The sequence below is a fragment of the Acinetobacter sp. yr461 genome, assembly GCF_900110445.1.
In the GTDB taxonomy this organism is placed as follows: domain Bacteria; phylum Pseudomonadota; class Gammaproteobacteria; order Pseudomonadales; family Moraxellaceae; genus Acinetobacter; species Acinetobacter calcoaceticus.
Genome location: NZ_FODU01000001.1, coordinates 298,108 through 317,120 on the forward strand (window position 1 = coordinate 298,108; position 19,013 = coordinate 317,120).

The window sequence follows — 19,013 nt, forward strand, 5'->3', positions numbered from 1 at the left end:
CCTTTAATATTACTAAAGGCTGTACAATTTACTTATGCTTAGAGAATTGCTTTTAAACGCTTAACCACTTCTTCGCATTGCGCTAAATCGGCAACTAAAGCCATACGCACATGATTTTCCCCAGGGTTACCTTGATCTGTGTCACGAGATAAATAACGGCCAGGTAAAACCTTAATATGTGCTTTTTCTATTAACATCTTGGCAAAAGTTTCATCATTATCAACTTTTAACCAATAATAAAAACCAGCATCTGGCTTTTGCAGAGGTAATAAGTGACCTAGTTCGGTTTGGAATAAATCAAATTTTGCACGATATTGCTTACGATTTTCTTCAACATGGTTCTCATCATTCCATGCTGCAATTGATGCAAGCTGATGTTGAACAGGCATTGCGGCACCATGATAAGTACGATACTGCAAATATGGTTTTAATAATTCTGCATCACCGGCTACAAAACCCGAGCGTAAACCCGGTAAGTTTGAGCGTTTAGAAAGTGAATGGAATACGACACAGTTTTTATAGTCATCACGCCCAAGTTCTGCACAAACTTCTAGTAAACCTGTAGGTGCTTGATCGAACCAAAGTTCTGAATAGCATTCGTCAGAAGCAATAACGAAATTATATTGATCGGACAAGGCAATTAACTTTTTGAATTGCTCTTTAGAAAGCACAGTACCTGTTGGGTTACCTGGTGTACATACAAAAAGAAGGGCTGTTTTTTCCCATACTTCTGCTGGTACAGCATCAAAATCACCTAAATAGCCATTTTCTTCGGTGCAATTGATGAAATAAGGTTTTGCACCAGCCAGTAGAGCTGCACCTTCATAAATTTGATAAAACGGATTCGGCATTACTACATACGGCGCGTCTTCACGGTTAATGAGCGCCTGAACAAATGAGAAAATCCCTTCACGTGTACCTGATACGGGTAAAATATGATTTTCTGCACTAATGCTATTCAGTTTGAAGCGTTTGGTTAACCACTCTGCAATACTTTGGCGAAGCTCTGGCAAACCCTTACTATTCGGATAAGTTGATAGATGTTTAAAGTTGTCAATGATTGCCTGTTTAACAAACTCTGGTGCTGGGTGCTTAGGTTCACCAATTGATAGTGGAATCAATGGAAGATTAGCAGGAGTGATATCCTTAAAAAGCTGGTTTAACTTTTCAAATGGATACGGGTGCAATAACGACAAGCTAGAGTTCATTAAACAGTTACCAATTAGTTGAGTTTCAGTGCTGACAAATTTGATTAGATGCTTCATCTAATGCAGCTTTAAGCTTTTCCGAGAAGAGTTTGACCTCTTCGTTATTTAACGGTTTTCCATCTTTTTTCGTGACAAAGAAAATATCTTCTGCACGTTCACCTAAAGTTGCAATTCTAGCTGAATGGATGTCTAAACCTTGCATCATAAATAAGCCACCTACGCGTGCAAGTAGGCCAGGGTGATCAAGTGTTGAAATTTCGACCATGTTTTGCTGTAACGCTTCATTCAATGTAACGTCGACTGTATTTTCAATATCAAAATGACGTAGTTGACGTGGAATACGGCGTTGCATGAGTCCTGGATATTGGTCTGGCTGACTAAGTGCTTTCACTAATGCAGTTTTAACTGTTTCTTCGCGTTCAGGGTCGGTCAGCAATGTACCGAAACGATCAAGTACAACATAGGTATCTAAGCTAAATGCCGTACTTGCCGTGATAATTTTTGCATCTTGAACGTCTAAATTCATTTTGTCCAAAACTGCAACAGTGGTGGCAAAAAGGTTGGGTTGGTCACGTGTATATATAAAGATTTGCACTGCATCTTGGGCAGCTTTACGGTGAGCACGCAACAGTACTAATGGCTCTGGATTATCGCCGTGTTTCAAAATTGCTTGAGTGTGCCATGCAATTTCATCTGCTGATTCTTTAATAAAGTATTCATCTCCAAGTTCTTGCCATACTTTTTCAACATCTGTTAATGAGAAGTTATTCACCAGTAATTCACTTGCTGCAAATTTGGTGTCTTCAATCAGCATTTGATAGTCAACTGGACGACTTAAACCTGTACGAATTACATCACGGGCATGCGTATAAAGTTGACGCATAAGTGAAGCACGCCATGTGTTCCACAGCTTTGGATTTGTCGCATTAATATCTGCAACTGTTAAGGTATATAGATAATCAAGATGTTCCATATCGCCAAGTTTTTCAGCAAAATCTTTAACAACATCCGGATCGGAAATATCCTTTTTCTGAGCAGTTAGTGACATGAGCAAATGGTTGTGGATGAGCCATGCAATTAGTTTGCATTCACGCTCTGTAAACCCATGCGCACGTCCAAATTCGATGGCATCTTCTGCACCGAGTTCACTATGGTCTCCACCGCGGCCTTTAGCAATGTCATGAAATAATGCAGCGATAAATACAATATCTTGACGTGCGAGACGTTGGAAAACAGAGCTTACAACAGGAAACTCTTTAGCAAACTCAGGTTCTTTAAAACGGTTTAAGTTGCGCAGCAATAATAATGTGTGAGCATCGACCGTATAGATATGGAATAGGTCATATTGCATAAGACCCATAATTTGACCAAATGCTGGAATATAGTTTCCTAAAACACCATAGCGCTTCATCGCAACCAAAGTATCGTATAGGCGATAGGGTGAGCGAATAATCGACATAAACAGCGCTTGATGTTCAGGATTATCTCGATAATTTTGGTTAATCCGTTTTGCAGCAAGAATAAGTAAGCGTAAAGTACGAGCGCGGATCCCTTCAATATCTGGTCGATTAGCCAAAATATAGAATAATTCTAAAATAGCACTTGGGTGTTCTGCGAATATTTTGTGGTGCTGTACTGCAAGCTTGTTATCAACGATTTTAAAATGATTATTAACTTCTTCAATTTTACGTTCGTAATTTGGTAAGCGCGGAGTAATAACCGATTCGCTAAAATAGGCCAACAACATTTCATTGAGGGTAGAAACCTGTTGTGCGGTACGGTAGTAGCGTTTCATGAACTGCTCCACACCGTAATTTACAGGTTGACCTTCTTTACGGACATAACCAAATTGAGCCGCAATTTCTCTTTGATGATCGAACAGAAGACGGTTTTCATCACGTTTCGCTAAGCGGTGTAAGTGGTGGCGAATTTCCCAAAGAAAACTTTCAGCTTCTTCTAAAACTGTTAATTCAAACTCTGAAATAAAACCTAAATGCACTAAGTCATAAATGCGGTTTACACGGAAATGACGCTTGGCAATCCAGCCAATCTGGTTAATGTCACGAATACCACCCGGTGCATTTTTAATATCGGGTTCTAAATTACTTTCAGTATTGTTGTGTTGATGGTAACGCTTGGCTTGTTCAGCCATTTTTGCATCAAAAAATGTTTTGTCTGTCCATGTTTGCGAAACAATACGACGCGGCCATTTTGCCAGTTGACTATTGCCTGTGATTAACCGAGCTTCAATGAGCGTAGTTGCAACTGTTAAATCTGTAGCAGCCTGTTCAACACAGCTCTGAATGGTACGAACGCTAATTCCGGGTTTAAAATTACCAACGTCCCATAAAGAGGAAATAAATGTAGAAATACGCTTTTCGTTTTCTTCGTTAATTTCATGTTCTGACAAAATCATGATATCAACATCGGAATAGGGCAACATTTCACGGCGCCCATAACCACCCACTGCAAAAAGACCTAATCCTGTCTGGTCGAGTTCGGCATGTTTCCATAAAAAGATCAGTGCTTCGTCTACAAGGTCTGAGCGCGCTTTAATGACTTCTCGAATCGATTGCCCATTTTCATATGAATCCTGCAATTGCTTTTCTACATCCGTTCGCCATTGATTAATGGCTTTAATATCATGATGGCTTGTAACGTAGTTCAGCAATGGCGATGTATTGATCATGAAAATGGGTCTACCAATAAGTAAATATTAAGAGTTGGTTTTTACGCTTACTTGATCAGCGGTTTCTTTCGCTAAAGTACGAGCAAGATCAGTATTTTCTGCACGAGCAGTTGCCACACCCATACGACGTCGTTTGAAACCTTCTGGTTTACCAAACAGGCGTAGGTCAGTATTTGGATTGGCTAACGCCGTATTTAAGCCACTGTAGCTTAAGTTGTTGGCATCTACCCCCGCATAAATGACTGCACTCGCGGCAACACTATGCCGGGCTGTGTTCACTGGTAATCCTAAAATTGCACGAGCATGCAGTTCAAATTCGCTTTGAAATTGCGATGCTAGAGTCACGAGACCTGTATCATGTGGGCGAGGTGATACTTCACTGAACCAGACTTTATCGCCTTTAATAAACAGTTCTACACCAAAAATACCACAGCCACCCAGTGCTGTTGTCACTTTATTGGCGATCCGTTTTGCTTCTTCAAGTGCAGCAACTGTCATGGGTTGAGGCTGCCAGCTTTCTACATAATCACCTGCATCTTGACGGTGACCAATTGGATCGCAGTAGTGAGTTTCGATTTCACCAGTTTCAGGGTTTTTAGCGCGAACAGTAAGTAATGTAATTTCAAAATCAAAATCAATTTGAGATTCAATGATGACCGTACCTTGGTTAACACGACCACCTTGCATCGCATATTCCCAAGCAGCATCGACTTCATCGAAACTTTTTACACGAGATTGGCCTTTACCTGAAGATGACATCACTGGTTTTACAAAATTTGGATAACCAATATCATCAGAAGCGGCACGGAAGCTTTCTAGTGAGTCTGCAAAGCGGTAAGCAGAGGTAGGTAAACCAAGTTCTTCAGCAGCAAGACGACGAATACCTTCACGGTTCATTGTCAGGTTTACAGCTTTAGCAGAAGGAATAACTGTTGCGGTTTGGCTCGCTTCAATTTCAACGAGAACTTCTGTAGCGATGGCTTCAATTTCTGGAACAATTAAATTCGGTTTAATTTTTTCGATGAGTTGTTTTAATTGAGTAGGATCAGCCATATTTAATACATAAGAAAAATGTGCAACTTGCATGGCTGGCGCATGATCATAACGGTCGGCTGCATGTACTTCTACACCAAGGCGTTGTAAGGAAATTACAACTTCTTTGCCAAGCTCTCCTGAACCTAACAATAAAACTTTAAATGCAGAAGATTGAAGTGGGGTACCGAGTGTCACGCTCATGCGAATCATCCTGACAAAATTATTTTTTTAAGCATAGCAGAACTTATGGTGGAGTTAAGCCTTATAACGCATAAAAAATAAATTTTGTCGGACAATTAAGAATGTACTTTATTTAGACATTAACTTGATAGTTTAAAAGTAGCTCGTCGGCATTTTTACCACGAATACCCCAATTTTCTTTAGGTGTTTCAAAAATCGTAATTTCGATATCTTGAGGTGCTATTTTGCATTGTTCTTCAATATTGCGAAATAACGTTTGGATGAGTCTCTTTTTCGTTTCTGTACTACGACCTATAAACATTGAAAGCTCAAGGATGATGTAGTGTTGGCTACGGTCAGAAGGATAGATAAAGTTTCCTGGTTTAAGGCTAATAAAACGTTGAAATCTTTTATCAACCGGATATTTTAATTCTTCAATGAGTGCTTGATGTATGGCATGAGAAAGTAATTCTCGATATTGCATAATCGTTTGTTCATTTGCGTAAATTTTAACTTGTGACATTTTTATCTCTAATGGGTAGATGAAGTTATCTTTTTAATCAATTCAAGAAAATTAGTTTTTTAAGCCAGAAGGCTAAATACTTCTGGCTGGAATTTATTTTATATAAGGAAGATAAGTTTATCTATTTATAAAGGTAAATAAGTATAGATCAGGCCATAAACAATTGCGGCAGTTAATGTTGCTGGAACAATTTTCTTAAACTTAAAATAAAGGCCTGCTAAAACCAGAAAGCCGATAAGCATAGCGAAACTCTTATCTGGATTCTCAAGCAGTGGTGGAAGAGTGGCAACGACAAGCATGGCGCTAATTGCAGATATACCAATACAGCCCAAAGCAATTTTTAACCAGACTGAACCGCGTCTTTGCTGCGTACCTTGCAGCTTTTGTATAACAAAGAATGGTCCAAAACGTGAGGCGAAATTAGCAATACCCACAATTATGCCGACCAGAATAATCTCTAGGTTCATTTTAAACTTCGACCTCTTCTTGTTGTCTTAAAACATAATGTTTAAACAGGCCTGCTAAAATGCCTGAAAGAATGCCAATAAAAATGGCAGCAGATAAGTTAATCCAATAGCAGGCTAAAGCTGAAACGACTAAAGATACAGCGACTACAAGGCTATGTTTTCGCTCAAAAGCCGCTAACAAGAAACTCAAAAATAAAGCTGGAAGTAAAAAGTCTAATGCTGCTTGTAAAAATTTTGGAAGATGACTGACCTGATCTGCAAATAATCCGCCCAGTAAAGAGCCACTTGCCCAAGCCATCCAACTAAATAGGCTAAGTCCTAACATCCAAGATTCAGACCATTGCTGACGACGTTGTGAAAGTTGGATCATGCCACTTGCAAAAACTTCATCGGTTAATCCCCATGCCCAAACCGCCGTTTTTTTAAGATTTAACTTGCTTGGAATGAGGTTATATAGGGCAGGTCCATAAAGCACATGACGAATATCAAGTGCAATCACTGTTAATGCTGTTAACCAGATAGATGAACCACTAGCCAAAAGTGCAACAACCAAGAACTGGCTGGCTCCGGCATACATTGAACAAGATAGGAAAAAAGCTTCCCATGGTGTAAAACCAAACTGCGATGCAGAAACACCGAAGGCAAAAGAAACGGGTAAATAGGTGAGTACGATAGCTTGACTATCTTTGGCACCTTGCCAAAAAGTTGCCGTTTGATCAGCCATCAATTGTTGTTTGGACACAATACACCTTGGCAATAAACCAAATGATAAAAATACTTGAAAGATTGAGTATTGTAGCCGAATTTAATAGCATAGTGCCGAAATGTTTAATCGGCAGTTTGATATGTTCAACGCAAAGATTCGTTTAGTTTATATCGCCATGTTGAGTGCAGGTATTTTTACATTGCAGGGCTGTGACAATGGTAATCAGGGTGCAGAAAAAAAAGTAGAAATTAAACCAGCACCGAAACTAACCAATGATGCAACTGTTTATGCTCAAAAAGCATGGACATTAATTAATACGGTTGAGCATTTGGTTTATGAAAAGCAACTGAGTCAAATTAATGACGAAGTTCGTAAACCTTTACGTCAATTGAGTACGGACTGGCGTATTAATGTGAAAATGACTGACTCAGTGACAGAAGGGAAATACGCGCTTTGTCGTAAAGCTCTCACTAGTCTAGATGTGTGGGCACGCGAAACGCTTGAAAATAATGATTCAGTTGCTAAGAAGCAGGCAGATTATGAGCGAGATAAAGCTCAATGTAAGGATGCAATTGAAAAGCCAAGTCTTGGAAATACTTCTCCAAAATAAAGCAGACAAATATAAAAAGCGAGATGATCAATCTCGCTTTTTTGCTTTTAAACGATAATGAGTGAATGTTAATTAAGGTTTTGTTGCCGCTTTAGCTGTGTTAGTAGTTTTTACTGCATCTTGTTTCATTTGATGAGTCATTTGTTGAGATTCATGCTGAGCATGCATAGATTTCATCATTGCGTCATGTTTTTGTTCAGTCATATCTTTTTTAACATCTTGTTTTGCTTTTGCTACTTCTTTTTTAGCAGTTGCTTTGCCGTGTGCCGCAACACATTTTCCGCCTTTATGATTTGGTCCTGTACCGCCTTGTAATTGAGTTCCTTTTGGACATGCAAATGCCGAAACACTTAACATAGCCAATACGCCTGCTGTAAGAATTGTGGATAATTTTTTCATGTTAATCAGCGCCTTGTTGAGTATTATTGCTCAGCTTGAGTGTAGGATGAAAATATCTGCTTTGAAACATTTATTTTGTGAAATAGAGTTTGAACAATGTGTTGTTTTGCAGTGTTATCTAATTTTTTAATTTAATTTTAAGTTTTTGTTATATGGCTGCCTTTGCATGGATTACGGATGGACATGAGCAACTACTTTCAATTTTTCAATATCTAAAATCTCAATTTTTTTAAAAGCAATTTTGATGATCTTTTGTTTTTCGAGCAGGCTTAATTCATGATTGATAGTCTGTCTGGAGGTAGTTAACATATTTGCCAATTGTTCTTGAGAAATATGAATGTGATGATCTTGAATAAGAATATGATTCCCATATCCTTCTAAAATAAATAGAAGACGTTGAGCAAGCCTTTGAGAAATGCTGCGTGTTTGGATAGCAATCTGTTCTAAGAAAACGTACCTGAGTTTTTGGCTGGTTAAGCGTGCAAAGTAATACCAATAATATGGATTGTCTTTGAGTAATTCATTTAATGGTTTTGCAGGAATATGCAGAACGGTACTTTTTTTTAAAGCAATTGCGTCATGTGAGCGCGGTTCATGATCAATCAGCGATATTTCGCCAAACCACATAATTGGCTCAGCAATTGCAGAAAGTGCTTCATTACCATTTACATCGACATAACCTAAGCTAATTGAGCCTTCAAGCACGGTATAAATGCCATCAAACACATCTTGGGCACGGAAAACATAACTATTTTTTTCGAAAGTAATTTGCTTACCATGCTCTAGAATAAAGTTTTGGAATGCCTCCGGAAGCACACTAAACCATGTATTTTCTTTTAGTCGGTTAATATAAATAAGGTCCAATATTGGGGCCATCCATGAAAAAAATCATTACTTTGTCAAATAGCTGACAACTTTAAGTTTTCCTTATTTGTACAGTATGACTATATGTAGATGAATAGGGAACAACTCATGTCAAATCTGGAGCAACAGCTTAGCAAATATGCGGCTTATCATTTAAATCATAAAAATATTTTGACGCATTTTATTGGTATTCCACTCATCGTGTTTTCAATTTTATGTTTAACAGCAAGAGCTGGGATAGATATTGGTAGTTTTAAACTTACTTTAGCCATGGTGTTGATTGCAGTTAGTACGATTTATTATTTTATTTTAGATAAAGTATTTGGTTTACTCATGCTGATTCTTTTAGTTGCTGTCTATCCACTGGCGAGCGAAATTGCCCAATTATCTTGGGGAGAATGGTTAGCAGCAAGTATTGGTATCTTTGTGGTGGGATGGGGCTTTCAGTTTGTTGGGCATTATTTCGAAAAGAAAAAACCAGCTTTTGTCGATGATGTGATTGGACTTGCGATAGGGCCGTTATTTGTATTAGCAGAATTTATTTTTATGCTGGGTTTTAGAAAGCCATTGCATGAGCGAATTTTGAAAGAGGCACGTAGTAAACGAGAGATGATGGATCTGAATCATTCCTTATAAATATAAAAAAAGCCCCAATGTGTTGGGGCTTTTTCTTAATCTTTAACTTAAACGTTAAAACGGAAGTGCATTACATCGCCATCTTGAACGATGTAAGTTTTACCTTCTAAACGCCATTTACCAGCTTCTTTAGCGCCGTTTTCACCGTTGTATTGTACGAAGTCATCATATGCAACAACTTCAGCACGGATAAAGCCTTTTTCGAAGTCAGTGTGAATCACGCCAGCTGCTTGAGGAGCGGTTGCACCAACTTTTACAGTCCATGCACGTACTTCTTGTACACCAGCGGTGAAATAAGTCTGTAAACCTAAAAGTGCATAACCTGCACGAATAACCACATTTAAACCTGGTTCTTCCATGCCCATTGCTTCTAGGAACTCAGCACGATCTTCATCTTCTAATAATGAAATTTCAGCTTCGATTTGGTTGCAAAGAGGAACAACAATTGCGTTTTCTTCAGCAGCAAGTTTTTTTACTGCATCTAAATGCGGGTTATTTTCAAAACCGTCTTCAGCAACGTTTGCAATATACATCGTTGGTTTTAAAGTCATTAAACCAAAACCACGAACTAATTTACGTTCATCATCAGACAAATCAGCAGCGCGTGCTGGTTTACCTTCATCTAGTAACGGTTGAATTTTTTCTAAAACTGCTTTAGTTGCAACAGCTTCTTTGTCACCGCCTTTAGCAACTTTAGTTAAGCGTAAAATTGCTTTAGCAACAGTTTCAAGATCTGCAAGTGCAAGTTCAGTATTGATAGTTGCGATGTCGTCTAACGGATCAATTTTACCATTGACGTGAATCACGTTTTCATCTTCGAAACAACGTACCACGTGAGCAATTGCATCAGTTTCACGAATGTTAGCAAGGAATTGGTTACCTAAGCCTTCACCTTTTGATGCACCAGCAACAAGACCTGCAATATCTACAAATTCCATTGTAGTTGGCAAAATACGCTGTGGTTTAACAATCGCAGCAAGTTTGTCTAGACGTGGATCTGGTACAGGAACAATACCTGTGTTTGGTTCAATGGTACAGAAAGGGAAGTTTTCCGCTGCAATTGCTGCTTTCGTTAATGCATTGAAAAGGGTAGATTTCCCTACGTTTGGCAGACCAACAATACCGCAATTAAAACCCATGAAAACCACTCACAAATGTGTAAATTAAAAATTGTCGCTGATTTTACATGAAAGCCATGACAAAGTCATGGCTAGAGCAGGGTTCTGTTGCGTTTAAACTTTACGTTTATCAAGTTGCTGGGCTAATGCATCACCAGTCGCTTGTACTAACATGACTAAAACAATCAACACTAAAATTACAGCCACCATAATTTGCATATCAAAACGTTGATAGCCATAACGATACGCAATGTCTCCTAAGCCACCAGCACCAATAGCACCTGCAATTGCAGAGGAGTTAATCATGGTAACAATTGTGACCGTAAAGCCTGCCACAATACCAGGTAAGGCTTCTGGTAAAAGCACATGCCAAATAATTTGTTTACGGTTACACCCCATTGCTTGTGCTGCTTCAATTAAGCCTTGATCGACTTCACGTAAGCTGACTTCTGCAATACGCGCAAAGAAAGGAATTGCAGCGATAGTCAGCGGAACAACCGCCGCCCATACGCCGTAACTTGTCCCGACAATCCAGCGAGTCAGTGGAATCAGGGCCACCATTAAAATAAGAAAAGGTACAGAGCGAGTAATGTTGATTACCCAGCCCAACGCCTGATTAATTTTTTGTGATGGGTGAATGCCATGCTCAGAAGTACTTACTAGAACAACAGCAATCGGTAAGCCAATTAAAAAAGCAATCAATGCAGATGCACCCACCATCAGTAAGGTATCTACAGTTCCACTAATTAATAGATCAATGAGCTGGTCGGGCATAGCCAAGTACCTCAAATTGTGCAATTGCAGTTAATGCGTCTTGTCGTATGGATGAAATATCAATTTCTACATTAGGGATACCCACTAAAAGTGAACCAATAATGTGCCCTTGAATGGTGTCGACCTGACTTTGATATAAATTGACCGGTGCTTTAAATCTAGCAAGTAGTTCTTGAATATCAGGAACCTGATGAGCTTCAGCCTCATATTTAAGTTTTATAATAATATGAGTCGAATTTTCATCGGGTAACGGACTGATCTTAAAAGGCAGGGTGATCTGTTCAAGATTCAGCAATTCTTGAGTAATTTGTTGCTCTGGTCGTGAAAATACAGACCAAACTTGTCCAGCCTCTACAATCTCACCTTGATCAATCACTACGACTTGATTGCAAATTTCTCGAATGACCTGCATTTCGTGAGTGATTAATACAATAGTTAAGCCAAGCTCCTGATTAATCTTTTTAAGCAAAGCCAAAATAGTGGCTGTACTTTCTGGATCAAGTGCTGAGGTCGCTTCATCACAAAGTAAAATTTCAGGGTGGTGAACCAGTGCGCGTGCAATACCGACACGTTGCTTTTGCCCACCAGAAAGTTGTGAGGGATAGTAGTTCGACTTATCTGCTAATCCCACCAGTGCCAAAACTTCATTTACACGTTGGTCGATATCTGGTTTGTTATAGTTCGAAACTTTTAAGGGCAATGCCACATTTTCCCAAACTGTTTTTGCAGACATTAAATTGAAATGTTGGAAAATCATTCCAATCCGTTGACGAGTTTGGATGAGCTCGGCATGACTCAATTCAGCAATGTTTTGTTGATGAATATGAATACTGCCAGTATTCACTTGTTCCAAGCCATTTAAAGTACGGAGCAAGGAAGATTTTCCTGCACCACTTTTCCCAATAATGCCTAAGATTTTACCTTGAGGAACATCAAGGTTAATTTCTTTTAAAGCATGGAGTTTTTGACCCTGTGATTGGTAAAACTTATTTAAACCACGAATTTTGATATGGGGTAGAGAAAAATCAACTTGTGATCCAAAACTCACCATCGTCATTCTCCTTATTTCCAGCCTTGAAACCACATACCTTGGCCAAAGTCTTTATCCAGAATATCCTGCGCTTGTTTTGAGTTCTGGAATGCTTTAACAAAGGTTGCAAGTTTTTGGTTTTTATCTTGGTAATCGAGACGGGTCACAAACAAAATTGCATATTTTTTATCAATTGGATCTAAAAATAATGCGCTATGCGGGTCGGTTACCTTTGCCATTTTTAAGTAGTGGGGGAAGCCGAAAATTAAATCGACATCGTTATATGCATGCGCTGTCTGCGGGCCTTCAACCTCAACAAAATTTAGCTGTTTAGGATTAGCAATAATGTCTTGGGTGGTCGAAAGTTCATTGTTGCTGTCTTTTAGCTGAATTAAGCCAGCGCGATGTAGCAAAATTAAGGCACGAGCTAAATTGACTGGGTCGTTTGGAATAGCAACACGTGCTTTTAAAGGTAAGTCATCAAGTGTTTTATATTTTTTTGAATATAAACCTACATGACTTCCTGAACCCACAGCAAATGCGTGTAAGTCATATCCTGTTTCTTTAACTGCATTGCGTAGAAATACACTTTGCTGGAAAAAGTTTGCATCAATATCGCCGTTTTGTACGGCAACATTCGGTGCTCGCCAGTCAGAAAATTCAACAAGCTTGACGTGAATACCTTGCTTTTCAACTTCATTGGCAACGCTTTGTAATAGCTCAGCATAAGGCGGGCTAATGCCAATCGTTAAAACATCATCGGTTTGCTTATTTTTAATATAGCGATAACCGATGAGACCCAGAATTACGATTAAAATCGTAATTCCGAGTAACCAAGGCTTATATTGTTTGAACTGAATAGCCATAATCTTTCCGTTATTACTTCCAGCCAGGGAACCAAAGTGTTGGCCCAATCTCAGCATCTAAGACAGCTTTAACTTTTGGCGAGTTTTGATAAATCTCAACAAATTTCTTCAATTTGTCGCCCTTGTCCTGATAGTCATCACGTACTACAAATAAAATGGCATAACGTTTATTGGTATTGTCATCAAGTAAAAGTGCACTCTCAGGGTCAGCTGTTTTTGCTAAGCGTAAGTAATGTGGGTAGCCAAAAGCTAAGTCAACATCATCAATTGCACGAGCAGTCTGTGGTCCTTCAACCTCGATGAATTGCAAATTTTTAGGGTTTGAAACAACATCTTTAAGTGCAGATAAATGATTGTTTGAATCTTTAAGCGTAATTAATTTAGCTTGCTGTAAGAGTAGTAGGGCACGGCCTTGGTTCACTGGATCATTTGGAATGACTACACGCGCATTTTGTGGTAATTCATCAAGGCTTTTATATTTCTTTGAATAAAGTCCCACATGTGATGCTGCACCCACTGCAAATGCCTTTAATTTAAAGCCCGTCTCTTTAATTGCATTATCTAAGAAAGGTTGATGCTGGAAAAAGTTCGCATCAATATCCCCATGATTTAAAGTAATGTTTGGTGTATTCCAGTCAGAAAATTCAACCAGTTTCACGTTTAAACCCTGTTGCTTCGCTTCATCGGCAGCAGCTTGTAAAGTTTTTGCAAATGGTGGACTAATGCCAATTACAAGTTCATTTGAGCCACTTTGACGGTGTTTATTCCAAAAGAATAAAGCAACAAAAAGGACTACAACGACTAAGCCTACGCCTAGCCATTTTTTAGAGGCTGTTTGAGCCATGTCTATCTCCAAATTTAAGCAGTTATTTCTTCAATTTTTGTTAAGTTTTTGCTGTTGTTATAGGGACTACATCGGAACGCTTGAACAGGGTGCTGTTTCGGTAATTGATCACCCCGATTAAAGATTTTGTTCCGTAGTGAACCCGTTTTATATGCAGTTTTATAGCGACCACGTTGTTGTAGCTCAGGAATGACCAAGCGAATAAAGTCGTGGTGAGACTCAGGTGCAACAGTACGCGTCAAATTAAAGCCATCAATATCAGTCTCATCTAAAAGATGAATTAAATATTCAGCAACTTCTTCGCCACTGCCAACAATGAGTGGATAACGGCCGCCTAAAACATGTTGAGCTTTTAAATCATTTTTAGTGATTTGCTGTTCTTTAAATTTTTCGGTAATGGAAACAATGCTGTTACTTTTCTGATAAGGAATTGCTTCATCGTCGGCAAATTTACTTAAGTCGATACCAGTTGAACTTGCATAATGAGCTAAGCCTGCTTCAGGACTTGCGTACTGACGATATTCATTAAGTTTTTGTACTGCGAGGTCATGTGTCTCAGCAACGACAACGGTTATGCCGACAAAGACTTTAATGTCATCTGCCGCACGTCCTTGCTGTTCAGCAAGAGCGCGGATCTTTTTCACTTGCTCACGAATTTTTTCGGGCTTGTCACCACCAATAAATACACATTCAGCATGACGAGTCGCAAACTGCATACCTTTCGGTGAAGCACCCGCTTGAAATAATGTTGGGGTGCGTTGCACAGAAGGAGACACCTGAAATACACCTTCACTCTGGTAATATTTTCCGTGATGGTGGATGGTGTGAACTTTAGATGGGTCTGTAAAAACACGTTGGACTTTATCTTTTTTGACTGCGTCGTTTTCCCATGAACCTTCCCAATATTTATAGCAAAGCTCTAAAAATTCTTCGGCTTGTTCATAGCGGGCATCGTGGTCTTTTAAACCTTTTTGACCAATCAGACGTTCTGCACTATCTAGATAACCGGTAACAATATTCCAGCCAATACGACCTTGAGTTAAATGGTCAAGACTCGCAAAGCGACGAGCAAACTGATACGGATGCTCATAGCTTAAGTTAACAGTCACCCCAAAACTCAAGTTCTGCGTGACTGCTGCCATAGCTGAAATGAGTGTGGAAGGGTCATGGCTCGGAAGTTGAATTGATTCTTTTAAAGTGAGGTCAATACCATTTTGATAGACGTCATACACACCTGTAATATCGGCAATAAACAAACCATCAAACAGACCACTTTCTAAGGTTTTGGCTTGTTCTGTCCAATAGCTGAGTTCATTAAAACGGTGTGACTCATCACGTGGATGTGTCCATAGACCATGATTAATATGCCCAACACAATTCATATCAAAGGCATTCAGCAAAATCTCTTTAGCTTTAAAATCAGTCATCACAATGTCCCCCGACGAGGTGGTAGAACACCGTTTAAAACATAGTTGCCGATAAAGTAATATTTCCAGCGTGCAGCATCATGCAACGTATGCACGCGTGCATTTCGCCAGAAACGGTCTAAGCCATCTTGTGCTTGACTACCACGGCTACCAGCAAGTTCAATCAGCTTCGACGATGCTTTTAGTGCGATATCGCTACTATGAGCACGTACTTTTGCAACATCAATTGAAGCCTTAGCAATCCTTTCAGGTGTAGTTTCAATTTTTGCGGCATCAATTGATTGAGCAGCTTGTTTTAATAGAACCTCACTTGCTCGTACATCTACTGCAATGCGTCCTAATTCATAAATTGTTAAAGGATCTTGGTTTGCCGTTGCAACTTGCGAATCAATCCATGGGCGAGCTTGATGTACTCTTTGCAAGCTTTCTTCAAAGGCTGCACGTGCAATGCCTACCTCAATCGATGCATGCATAATTTGAGCAAAAGGGCCCACTAAAGTTGGTTGTAAAAATGCAGTATCAAAAGGAATGACATCATCTGCATCGACAAAAACCTGATCAAACTTAACTGTGCCGCTACCTGTGGTTTTTTGTCCAAAGCCAGACCAGTCGTCCACAAGTTTTAATCCTTGCGAACCACTTTTCACAAATGCCAGATATTCTCGGCCAGCATCGTCTAGAACTAAAGTTGGAATACGGTGAGCAAATAAACTTCCTGTGCAGTAAAACTTTTCGCCTTGAATCAGATATCCATTTTCGTGAGGACGAATATTGGTTTGTTTGTGAGTCGAAGTTTTAGTTTTAAACTCAGCAAGTGCATTACCAAAGCGAGTACCATTTAACACTTCGCCATATAAGCGTTGTTTTTGAGCTTCTGTTCCCGTGTTGCGTAAGACTTCTAAAGCATAGAAATGATTTTGTGGAATTTGACCAATTGAACCATCTGCACCGCTTAAAAGCGCAATTACTTTAGCTACTGTATGGCTTGAAACTTCGGCACCCCCATATTGCTTGGGTACTGTAATTGCCCATAGCCCAGACTGGCTTAAGGCATCAATTTCGGTATACGGTAAAATTCGCTTTGTATCGCGTTCTACAGCGGTTTTTTTAAATTGCTCAGCAAATTGTTTTGCAATTTCTAAAGCTTCAGCATCATTTTGAATAATGTGTGCTTGGTTTGATGCTGATGTTTGTTTAGTTTGAACCGATTGATATGAAGTCATGACAATTTCTCCTTAAATCCAGGCATGGCGGGCAGGGAAATGACCATTAAGGTAATAATTGCCAATGGCATGTAATTTCCAACGAACAGGATCGTGTAATGTATGTACACGGGCATTTCGCCAATGTTGATCTAAATTGTGTTGGCTTAAACTTGAACGGCTACCGCCAAGTTCCAGCAGTTTTTCAGAGATTTGTAGAGCGGCATCATTGGCATAGACTTTCGCTTCAGCAACCAAAATTGAAGCTTTTGCTACTTGTTCATCAGTCACATTTTGAAGTTGGTCAAGTTCATCTAAATATTCAGCAGCTTCATCAAGTAATAAAATTGCAGCGTCGAGCACAATATTTAACTTACCAACCTCTTGTAGGGTGTAATGCTCAAAACTGGCTTTTTCAACATTTGCATCAATAATCGGGCGTGCTTTATGAATGGTCGATAAGGTATCTTCAAAAGCGGCTTCTGCAATTCCAACATCAATTGCAACTTGTAATAACTGTGAATAAGCACCGCGATAGGTTGGGGCTTGTGTTAATAAGCGTTCATCAAAAATAAGTTCAGGATTAATTTCAACCTCAGTTAATTTAACTGTACCGCTCGCAGTTGTACGTTGGCCAAAGCCATTCCAGTCATTAATGACTTCAATACCTTGGGCTTCTCGGTTAACAATCACTAAAACGACATGGCCTTCAGGATGAACGGCCTTAATTGCAAGCCAGTGAGCAAAACTTGTTCCAGTCGAATAAAATTTCTCACCGTTTAAAATATATTTGCCACTTTCAATGGTGAGCGTGGTTTTTAGTGTTTTTGAGTCATGTGTATTACGTTCTGGGCCACCGTTGGCAAGACGTTTTCCTGCTAGTATTTCTGAAAAGATAAATTGTTTTTGTTGTTCTGTACCCAAGATTTCGATCAGGTTTAAAAGGCTAATCTGATTTTGTGGAATCTGACCAACATTCGCATCGCCTTTACTTAAAATACGGAAAACTTGTGCCAAGGTTTTATTGGACACAAAAGCTCCGCCATATTTTTTTGCAATTCGGATTCCGCCTAAGCCTTTTTGGCTAAAGCTTTCGATTTGCTCATGAGGTAATAAGCGTTGTTGATCACGTGTATTACGACCCTCTAAAGCATAATCCGCCACTTGATAAGCGGCATTAATGGCTTGTTGATCATTTTGAATGACTTGGACGTATGCCGTCGTTTTAGATAGAGAATTAGACATAATGACACCTTGTATTGCTGTCATTACCTTACAAAAGAAATATTTTTCCACTAAACGAGGACTTATGCTCAGCTTATGAAATAAAGTGCAAAGCATTTTTTTTGATTTTTAATGGAAAAATAAAGATATTAAAAGTTATTATAAATCAATTGGTTATTTTTTTATGCAAAAAATTAATAATAAAATTAGTTTTAATATGAAAAAGAGCAATAAGTACGGTAAAAAAAGATATAAAAAAATAGACTTAACTGTCAGCAAAAATGAGCACAATATCCATTGTTTTCACTAAAAATAGCTTCTAAAGTATCTACTTACCATCGACCATTTTTGTACAAATAGTCAAATAAAAATAAACGTGGAGATTTTATGCGGGTTTTGTATCAGTTCCCTTTGTCCCATTATTGTGAAAAAGCTCGCTGGTTGTTAGACCATAAAGAACTTGATTATGTGGCTCATAACTTGATTCCAGGGTTTCATCGTGCTTTTGCACAACTCAAAACAGGGCAAAATTTGCTGCCAATTTTGAAAGATGATCATCAATGGATTGCTGAATCAACCAAAATTGCACTTTATCTGGATGATACTTACCCAGAACATGTGCTTTTACGTCGTGATGAGCAACTTAGACAACAAACACTGAAAATTGATAGTTTGGCTGATGATCTTGGGATACATGTGCGCCGTTGGGCATTAGCACATAATTTAGCCCAAGGGGACCATGCTCTAGAAATTATGATGGGTGAACAAGGTTATTTACGTCAGTTTGAAAAAATATCAAAACCTTTTCTCAAAACACTCGTAAAGAAGAACTATAAACTTGAAGAGGAGTTAGTGAGCCAGTCCAAAAAGCATATGGACGAACTCATAAATGAACTAAACCAGTATCTAATTGAAAATCAAGCGCGCTATATGGTCGGAGACAGATTAAGTCTTGCCGATATTTCTGTCTGTTCGATGCTTGCACCAATATTAGAGGTAAAAGGTACGCCGTGGGAGCGTGAAGAGGCAGAAGAAGTTTCAGTCGAATGGAGCAACTATCAAAAATATTTACTTGATTTGCCTCTAGGCCAATATGTTTTAAGAATATATCAAACCGAAAGAAACGCGCGCGTAGATTGGCGAGGAATTTAAACTTTATAAAGTGCCCTGATTTTCTCAGGGCATTTTTGTAATATTTCTAAGGTCACTCA

The 19,013-nt window shown here is 39.0% G+C and carries 19 protein-coding genes; 3 read left to right on the plus strand and 16 right to left on the minus strand.

Translation table 11 applies throughout. From position 1 onward, the window contains the following. Positions 1 to 38 precede the first annotated feature (38 nt). From dapC to BMW38_RS01445, 6 genes are all read right to left on the minus strand, one after another. Positions 39 to 1,208: a succinyldiaminopimelate transaminase gene (gene dapC, locus BMW38_RS01420; RefSeq protein ID WP_092706084.1), complete on the minus strand. Its 1,170-nt coding sequence runs from the start codon at positions 1,206 to 1,208 to the stop codon at positions 39 to 41. A 25-nt stretch (positions 1,209 to 1,233) separates the two neighbouring features. Beyond that, the gene (gene glnD / locus BMW38_RS01425) at positions 1,234 to 3,897 is read right to left on the minus strand and encodes a [protein-PII] uridylyltransferase (protein ID WP_092705540.1); all 2,664 of its coding nucleotides are present in this window, start codon (positions 3,895 to 3,897) and stop codon (positions 1,234 to 1,236) included. A 27-nt stretch (positions 3,898 to 3,924) separates the two neighbouring features. Next, a complete protein-coding gene (gene purT, locus BMW38_RS01430; RefSeq protein WP_092705541.1) occupies positions 3,925 to 5,142 on the minus strand; it encodes a formate-dependent phosphoribosylglycinamide formyltransferase in 1,218 nt (405 codons plus the stop codon). A 103-nt stretch (positions 5,143 to 5,245) separates the two neighbouring features. Then, positions 5,246 to 5,635 carry a tautomerase family protein gene (locus BMW38_RS01435; protein ID WP_092705542.1) on the minus strand — a complete coding sequence of 130 codons (390 nt, stop codon included), beginning with the start codon at positions 5,633 to 5,635 and terminating at the stop codon, positions 5,246 to 5,248. Positions 5,636 to 5,760: 125 nt separating this feature from the next. Continuing rightward, a complete protein-coding gene (ygaH, locus tag BMW38_RS01440; protein ID WP_017390502.1) occupies positions 5,761 to 6,102 on the minus strand; it encodes an L-valine transporter subunit YgaH in 342 nt (113 codons plus the stop codon). A gap of 1 nt (position 6,103) precedes the next feature. Then, the gene (locus BMW38_RS01445; protein WP_092705543.1) at positions 6,104 to 6,826 is read right to left on the minus strand and encodes an AzlC family ABC transporter permease; all 723 of its coding nucleotides are present in this window, start codon (positions 6,824 to 6,826) and stop codon (positions 6,104 to 6,106) included. Positions 6,827 to 6,947: 121 nt separating this feature from the next. Here BMW38_RS01445 and BMW38_RS01450 point away from each other — a divergent pair, with 121 nt between their 5' ends. Beyond that, a complete protein-coding gene (locus BMW38_RS01450; RefSeq protein WP_213031076.1) occupies positions 6,948 to 7,418 on the plus strand; it encodes a hypothetical protein in 471 nt (156 codons plus the stop codon). Positions 7,419 to 7,490: 72 nt separating this feature from the next. Here the strand turns inward: BMW38_RS01450 and BMW38_RS01455 are convergent, their stop codons facing one another. Together BMW38_RS01455 and BMW38_RS01460 are read right to left on the minus strand one after the other, a co-directional pair. Next, positions 7,491 to 7,817, minus strand: a complete 327-nt coding sequence (locus BMW38_RS01455; protein ID WP_092705545.1) for a hypothetical protein — start codon at positions 7,815 to 7,817, stop codon at positions 7,491 to 7,493. A 171-nt stretch (positions 7,818 to 7,988) separates the two neighbouring features. Further along, positions 7,989 to 8,693, minus strand: coding sequence for a Crp/Fnr family transcriptional regulator (locus tag BMW38_RS01460; RefSeq protein WP_092705546.1), 705 nt, complete (start codon positions 8,691 to 8,693; stop codon positions 7,989 to 7,991). A gap of 96 nt (positions 8,694 to 8,789) precedes the next feature. Here BMW38_RS01460 and BMW38_RS01465 point away from each other — a divergent pair, with 96 nt between their 5' ends. Then, positions 8,790 to 9,317, plus strand: coding sequence for an Mpo1 family 2-hydroxy fatty acid dioxygenase (locus tag BMW38_RS01465; RefSeq protein WP_092705547.1), 528 nt, complete (start codon positions 8,790 to 8,792; stop codon positions 9,315 to 9,317). A 47-nt stretch (positions 9,318 to 9,364) separates the two neighbouring features. Here the strand turns inward: BMW38_RS01465 and ychF are convergent, their stop codons facing one another. The 8 genes from ychF to BMW38_RS01505 all read right to left on the minus strand — a co-directional run bounded on the left by ychF (position 9,365) and on the right by BMW38_RS01505 (position 17,847). After that, complete coding sequence (ychF, locus tag BMW38_RS01470) at positions 9,365 to 10,456, minus strand: redox-regulated ATPase YchF (protein ID WP_017390507.1); 1,092 nt, start codon at positions 10,454 to 10,456, stop codon at positions 9,365 to 9,367. A 93-nt stretch (positions 10,457 to 10,549) separates the two neighbouring features. Next, positions 10,550 to 11,209 (minus strand): methionine ABC transporter permease, encoded by a 660-nt coding sequence (locus BMW38_RS01475; protein WP_003651328.1) that lies wholly within the window; start codon positions 11,207 to 11,209, stop codon positions 10,550 to 10,552. Continuing rightward, a complete protein-coding gene (locus BMW38_RS01480; RefSeq protein WP_092705548.1) occupies positions 11,190 to 12,266 on the minus strand; it encodes a methionine ABC transporter ATP-binding protein in 1,077 nt (358 codons plus the stop codon). Before BMW38_RS01480 ends, BMW38_RS01475 begins: the two co-directional genes overlap by 20 nt. Before the next feature lie 5 nt (positions 12,267 to 12,271). Next, on the minus strand, positions 12,272 to 13,105 hold the full coding sequence (locus tag BMW38_RS01485) for a MetQ/NlpA family ABC transporter substrate-binding protein (RefSeq protein WP_092705549.1): 834 nt from the start codon (positions 13,103 to 13,105) through the stop codon (positions 12,272 to 12,274). Between the two features lie 13 nt (positions 13,106 to 13,118). Next, positions 13,119 to 13,949 carry a MetQ/NlpA family ABC transporter substrate-binding protein gene (locus tag BMW38_RS01490; RefSeq protein WP_069030613.1) on the minus strand — a complete coding sequence of 277 codons (831 nt, stop codon included), beginning with the start codon at positions 13,947 to 13,949 and terminating at the stop codon, positions 13,119 to 13,121. 14 nt (positions 13,950 to 13,963) lie between these two features. After that, positions 13,964 to 15,376 (minus strand): LLM class flavin-dependent oxidoreductase, encoded by a 1,413-nt coding sequence (locus tag BMW38_RS01495; RefSeq protein ID WP_092705550.1) that lies wholly within the window; start codon positions 15,374 to 15,376, stop codon positions 13,964 to 13,966. Then, complete coding sequence (locus BMW38_RS01500) at positions 15,376 to 16,599, minus strand: SfnB family sulfur acquisition oxidoreductase (protein ID WP_080026841.1); 1,224 nt, start codon at positions 16,597 to 16,599, stop codon at positions 15,376 to 15,378. The genes BMW38_RS01495 and BMW38_RS01500 overlap by 1 nt, the downstream gene beginning before the upstream one ends. Before the next feature lie 12 nt (positions 16,600 to 16,611). Next, positions 16,612 to 17,847 (minus strand): SfnB family sulfur acquisition oxidoreductase, encoded by a 1,236-nt coding sequence (locus BMW38_RS01505; RefSeq protein ID WP_092705551.1) that lies wholly within the window; start codon positions 17,845 to 17,847, stop codon positions 16,612 to 16,614. Between the two features lie 342 nt (positions 17,848 to 18,189). On the opposite strand from BMW38_RS01505, the gene BMW38_RS01510 reads away from it, so the two are divergent. After that, positions 18,190 to 18,954 (plus strand): glutathione S-transferase family protein, encoded by a 765-nt coding sequence (locus BMW38_RS01510; RefSeq protein WP_092705552.1) that lies wholly within the window; start codon positions 18,190 to 18,192, stop codon positions 18,952 to 18,954. Positions 18,955 to 19,013: the final 59 nt, after the last annotated feature.

Coding starts and splice junctions, on each gene's coding strand:
- BMW38_RS01455 (WP_092705545.1), bottom strand. CDS start 7,817: ATGAAAAAATTATCCACAATTCTTACAGCAGGCGTATTGGCTATGTTA.
- purT (WP_092705541.1), bottom strand. CDS start 5,142: ATGATTCGCATGAGCGTGACACTCGGTACCCCACTTCAATCTTCTGCA.
- dapC (WP_092706084.1), bottom strand. CDS start 1,208: ATGAACTCTAGCTTGTCGTTATTGCACCCGTATCCATTTGAAAAGTTA.
- glnD (WP_092705540.1), bottom strand. CDS start 3,897: ATGATCAATACATCGCCATTGCTGAACTACGTTACAAGCCATCATGAT.
- BMW38_RS01505 (WP_092705551.1), bottom strand. CDS start 17,847: ATGACAGCAATACAAGGTGTCATTATGTCTAATTCTCTATCTAAAACG.
- BMW38_RS01475 (WP_003651328.1), bottom strand. CDS start 11,209: ATGCCCGACCAGCTCATTGATCTATTAATTAGTGGAACTGTAGATACC.
- ygaH (WP_017390502.1), bottom strand. CDS start 6,102: ATGAACCTAGAGATTATTCTGGTCGGCATAATTGTGGGTATTGCTAAT.
- BMW38_RS01445 (WP_092705543.1), bottom strand. CDS start 6,826: ATGGCTGATCAAACGGCAACTTTTTGGCAAGGTGCCAAAGATAGTCAA.
- BMW38_RS01460 (WP_092705546.1), bottom strand. CDS start 8,693: ATGGCCCCAATATTGGACCTTATTTATATTAACCGACTAAAAGAAAAT.
- BMW38_RS01465 (WP_092705547.1), top strand. CDS start 8,790: ATGTCAAATCTGGAGCAACAGCTTAGCAAATATGCGGCTTATCATTTA.
- BMW38_RS01485 (WP_092705549.1), bottom strand. CDS start 13,105: ATGGCTATTCAGTTCAAACAATATAAGCCTTGGTTACTCGGAATTACG.
- BMW38_RS01500 (WP_080026841.1), bottom strand. CDS start 16,599: ATGACTTCATATCAATCGGTTCAAACTAAACAAACATCAGCATCAAAC.
- BMW38_RS01480 (WP_092705548.1), bottom strand. CDS start 12,266: ATGACGATGGTGAGTTTTGGATCACAAGTTGATTTTTCTCTACCCCAT.
- BMW38_RS01495 (WP_092705550.1), bottom strand. CDS start 15,376: ATGACTGATTTTAAAGCTAAAGAGATTTTGCTGAATGCCTTTGATATG.
- BMW38_RS01510 (WP_092705552.1), top strand. CDS start 18,190: ATGCGGGTTTTGTATCAGTTCCCTTTGTCCCATTATTGTGAAAAAGCT.
- BMW38_RS01435 (WP_092705542.1), bottom strand. CDS start 5,635: ATGTCACAAGTTAAAATTTACGCAAATGAACAAACGATTATGCAATAT.
- BMW38_RS01490 (WP_069030613.1), bottom strand. CDS start 13,949: ATGGCTCAAACAGCCTCTAAAAAATGGCTAGGCGTAGGCTTAGTCGTT.
- ychF (WP_017390507.1), bottom strand. CDS start 10,456: ATGGGTTTTAATTGCGGTATTGTTGGTCTGCCAAACGTAGGGAAATCT.
- BMW38_RS01450 (WP_213031076.1), top strand. CDS start 6,948: ATGTTCAACGCAAAGATTCGTTTAGTTTATATCGCCATGTTGAGTGCA.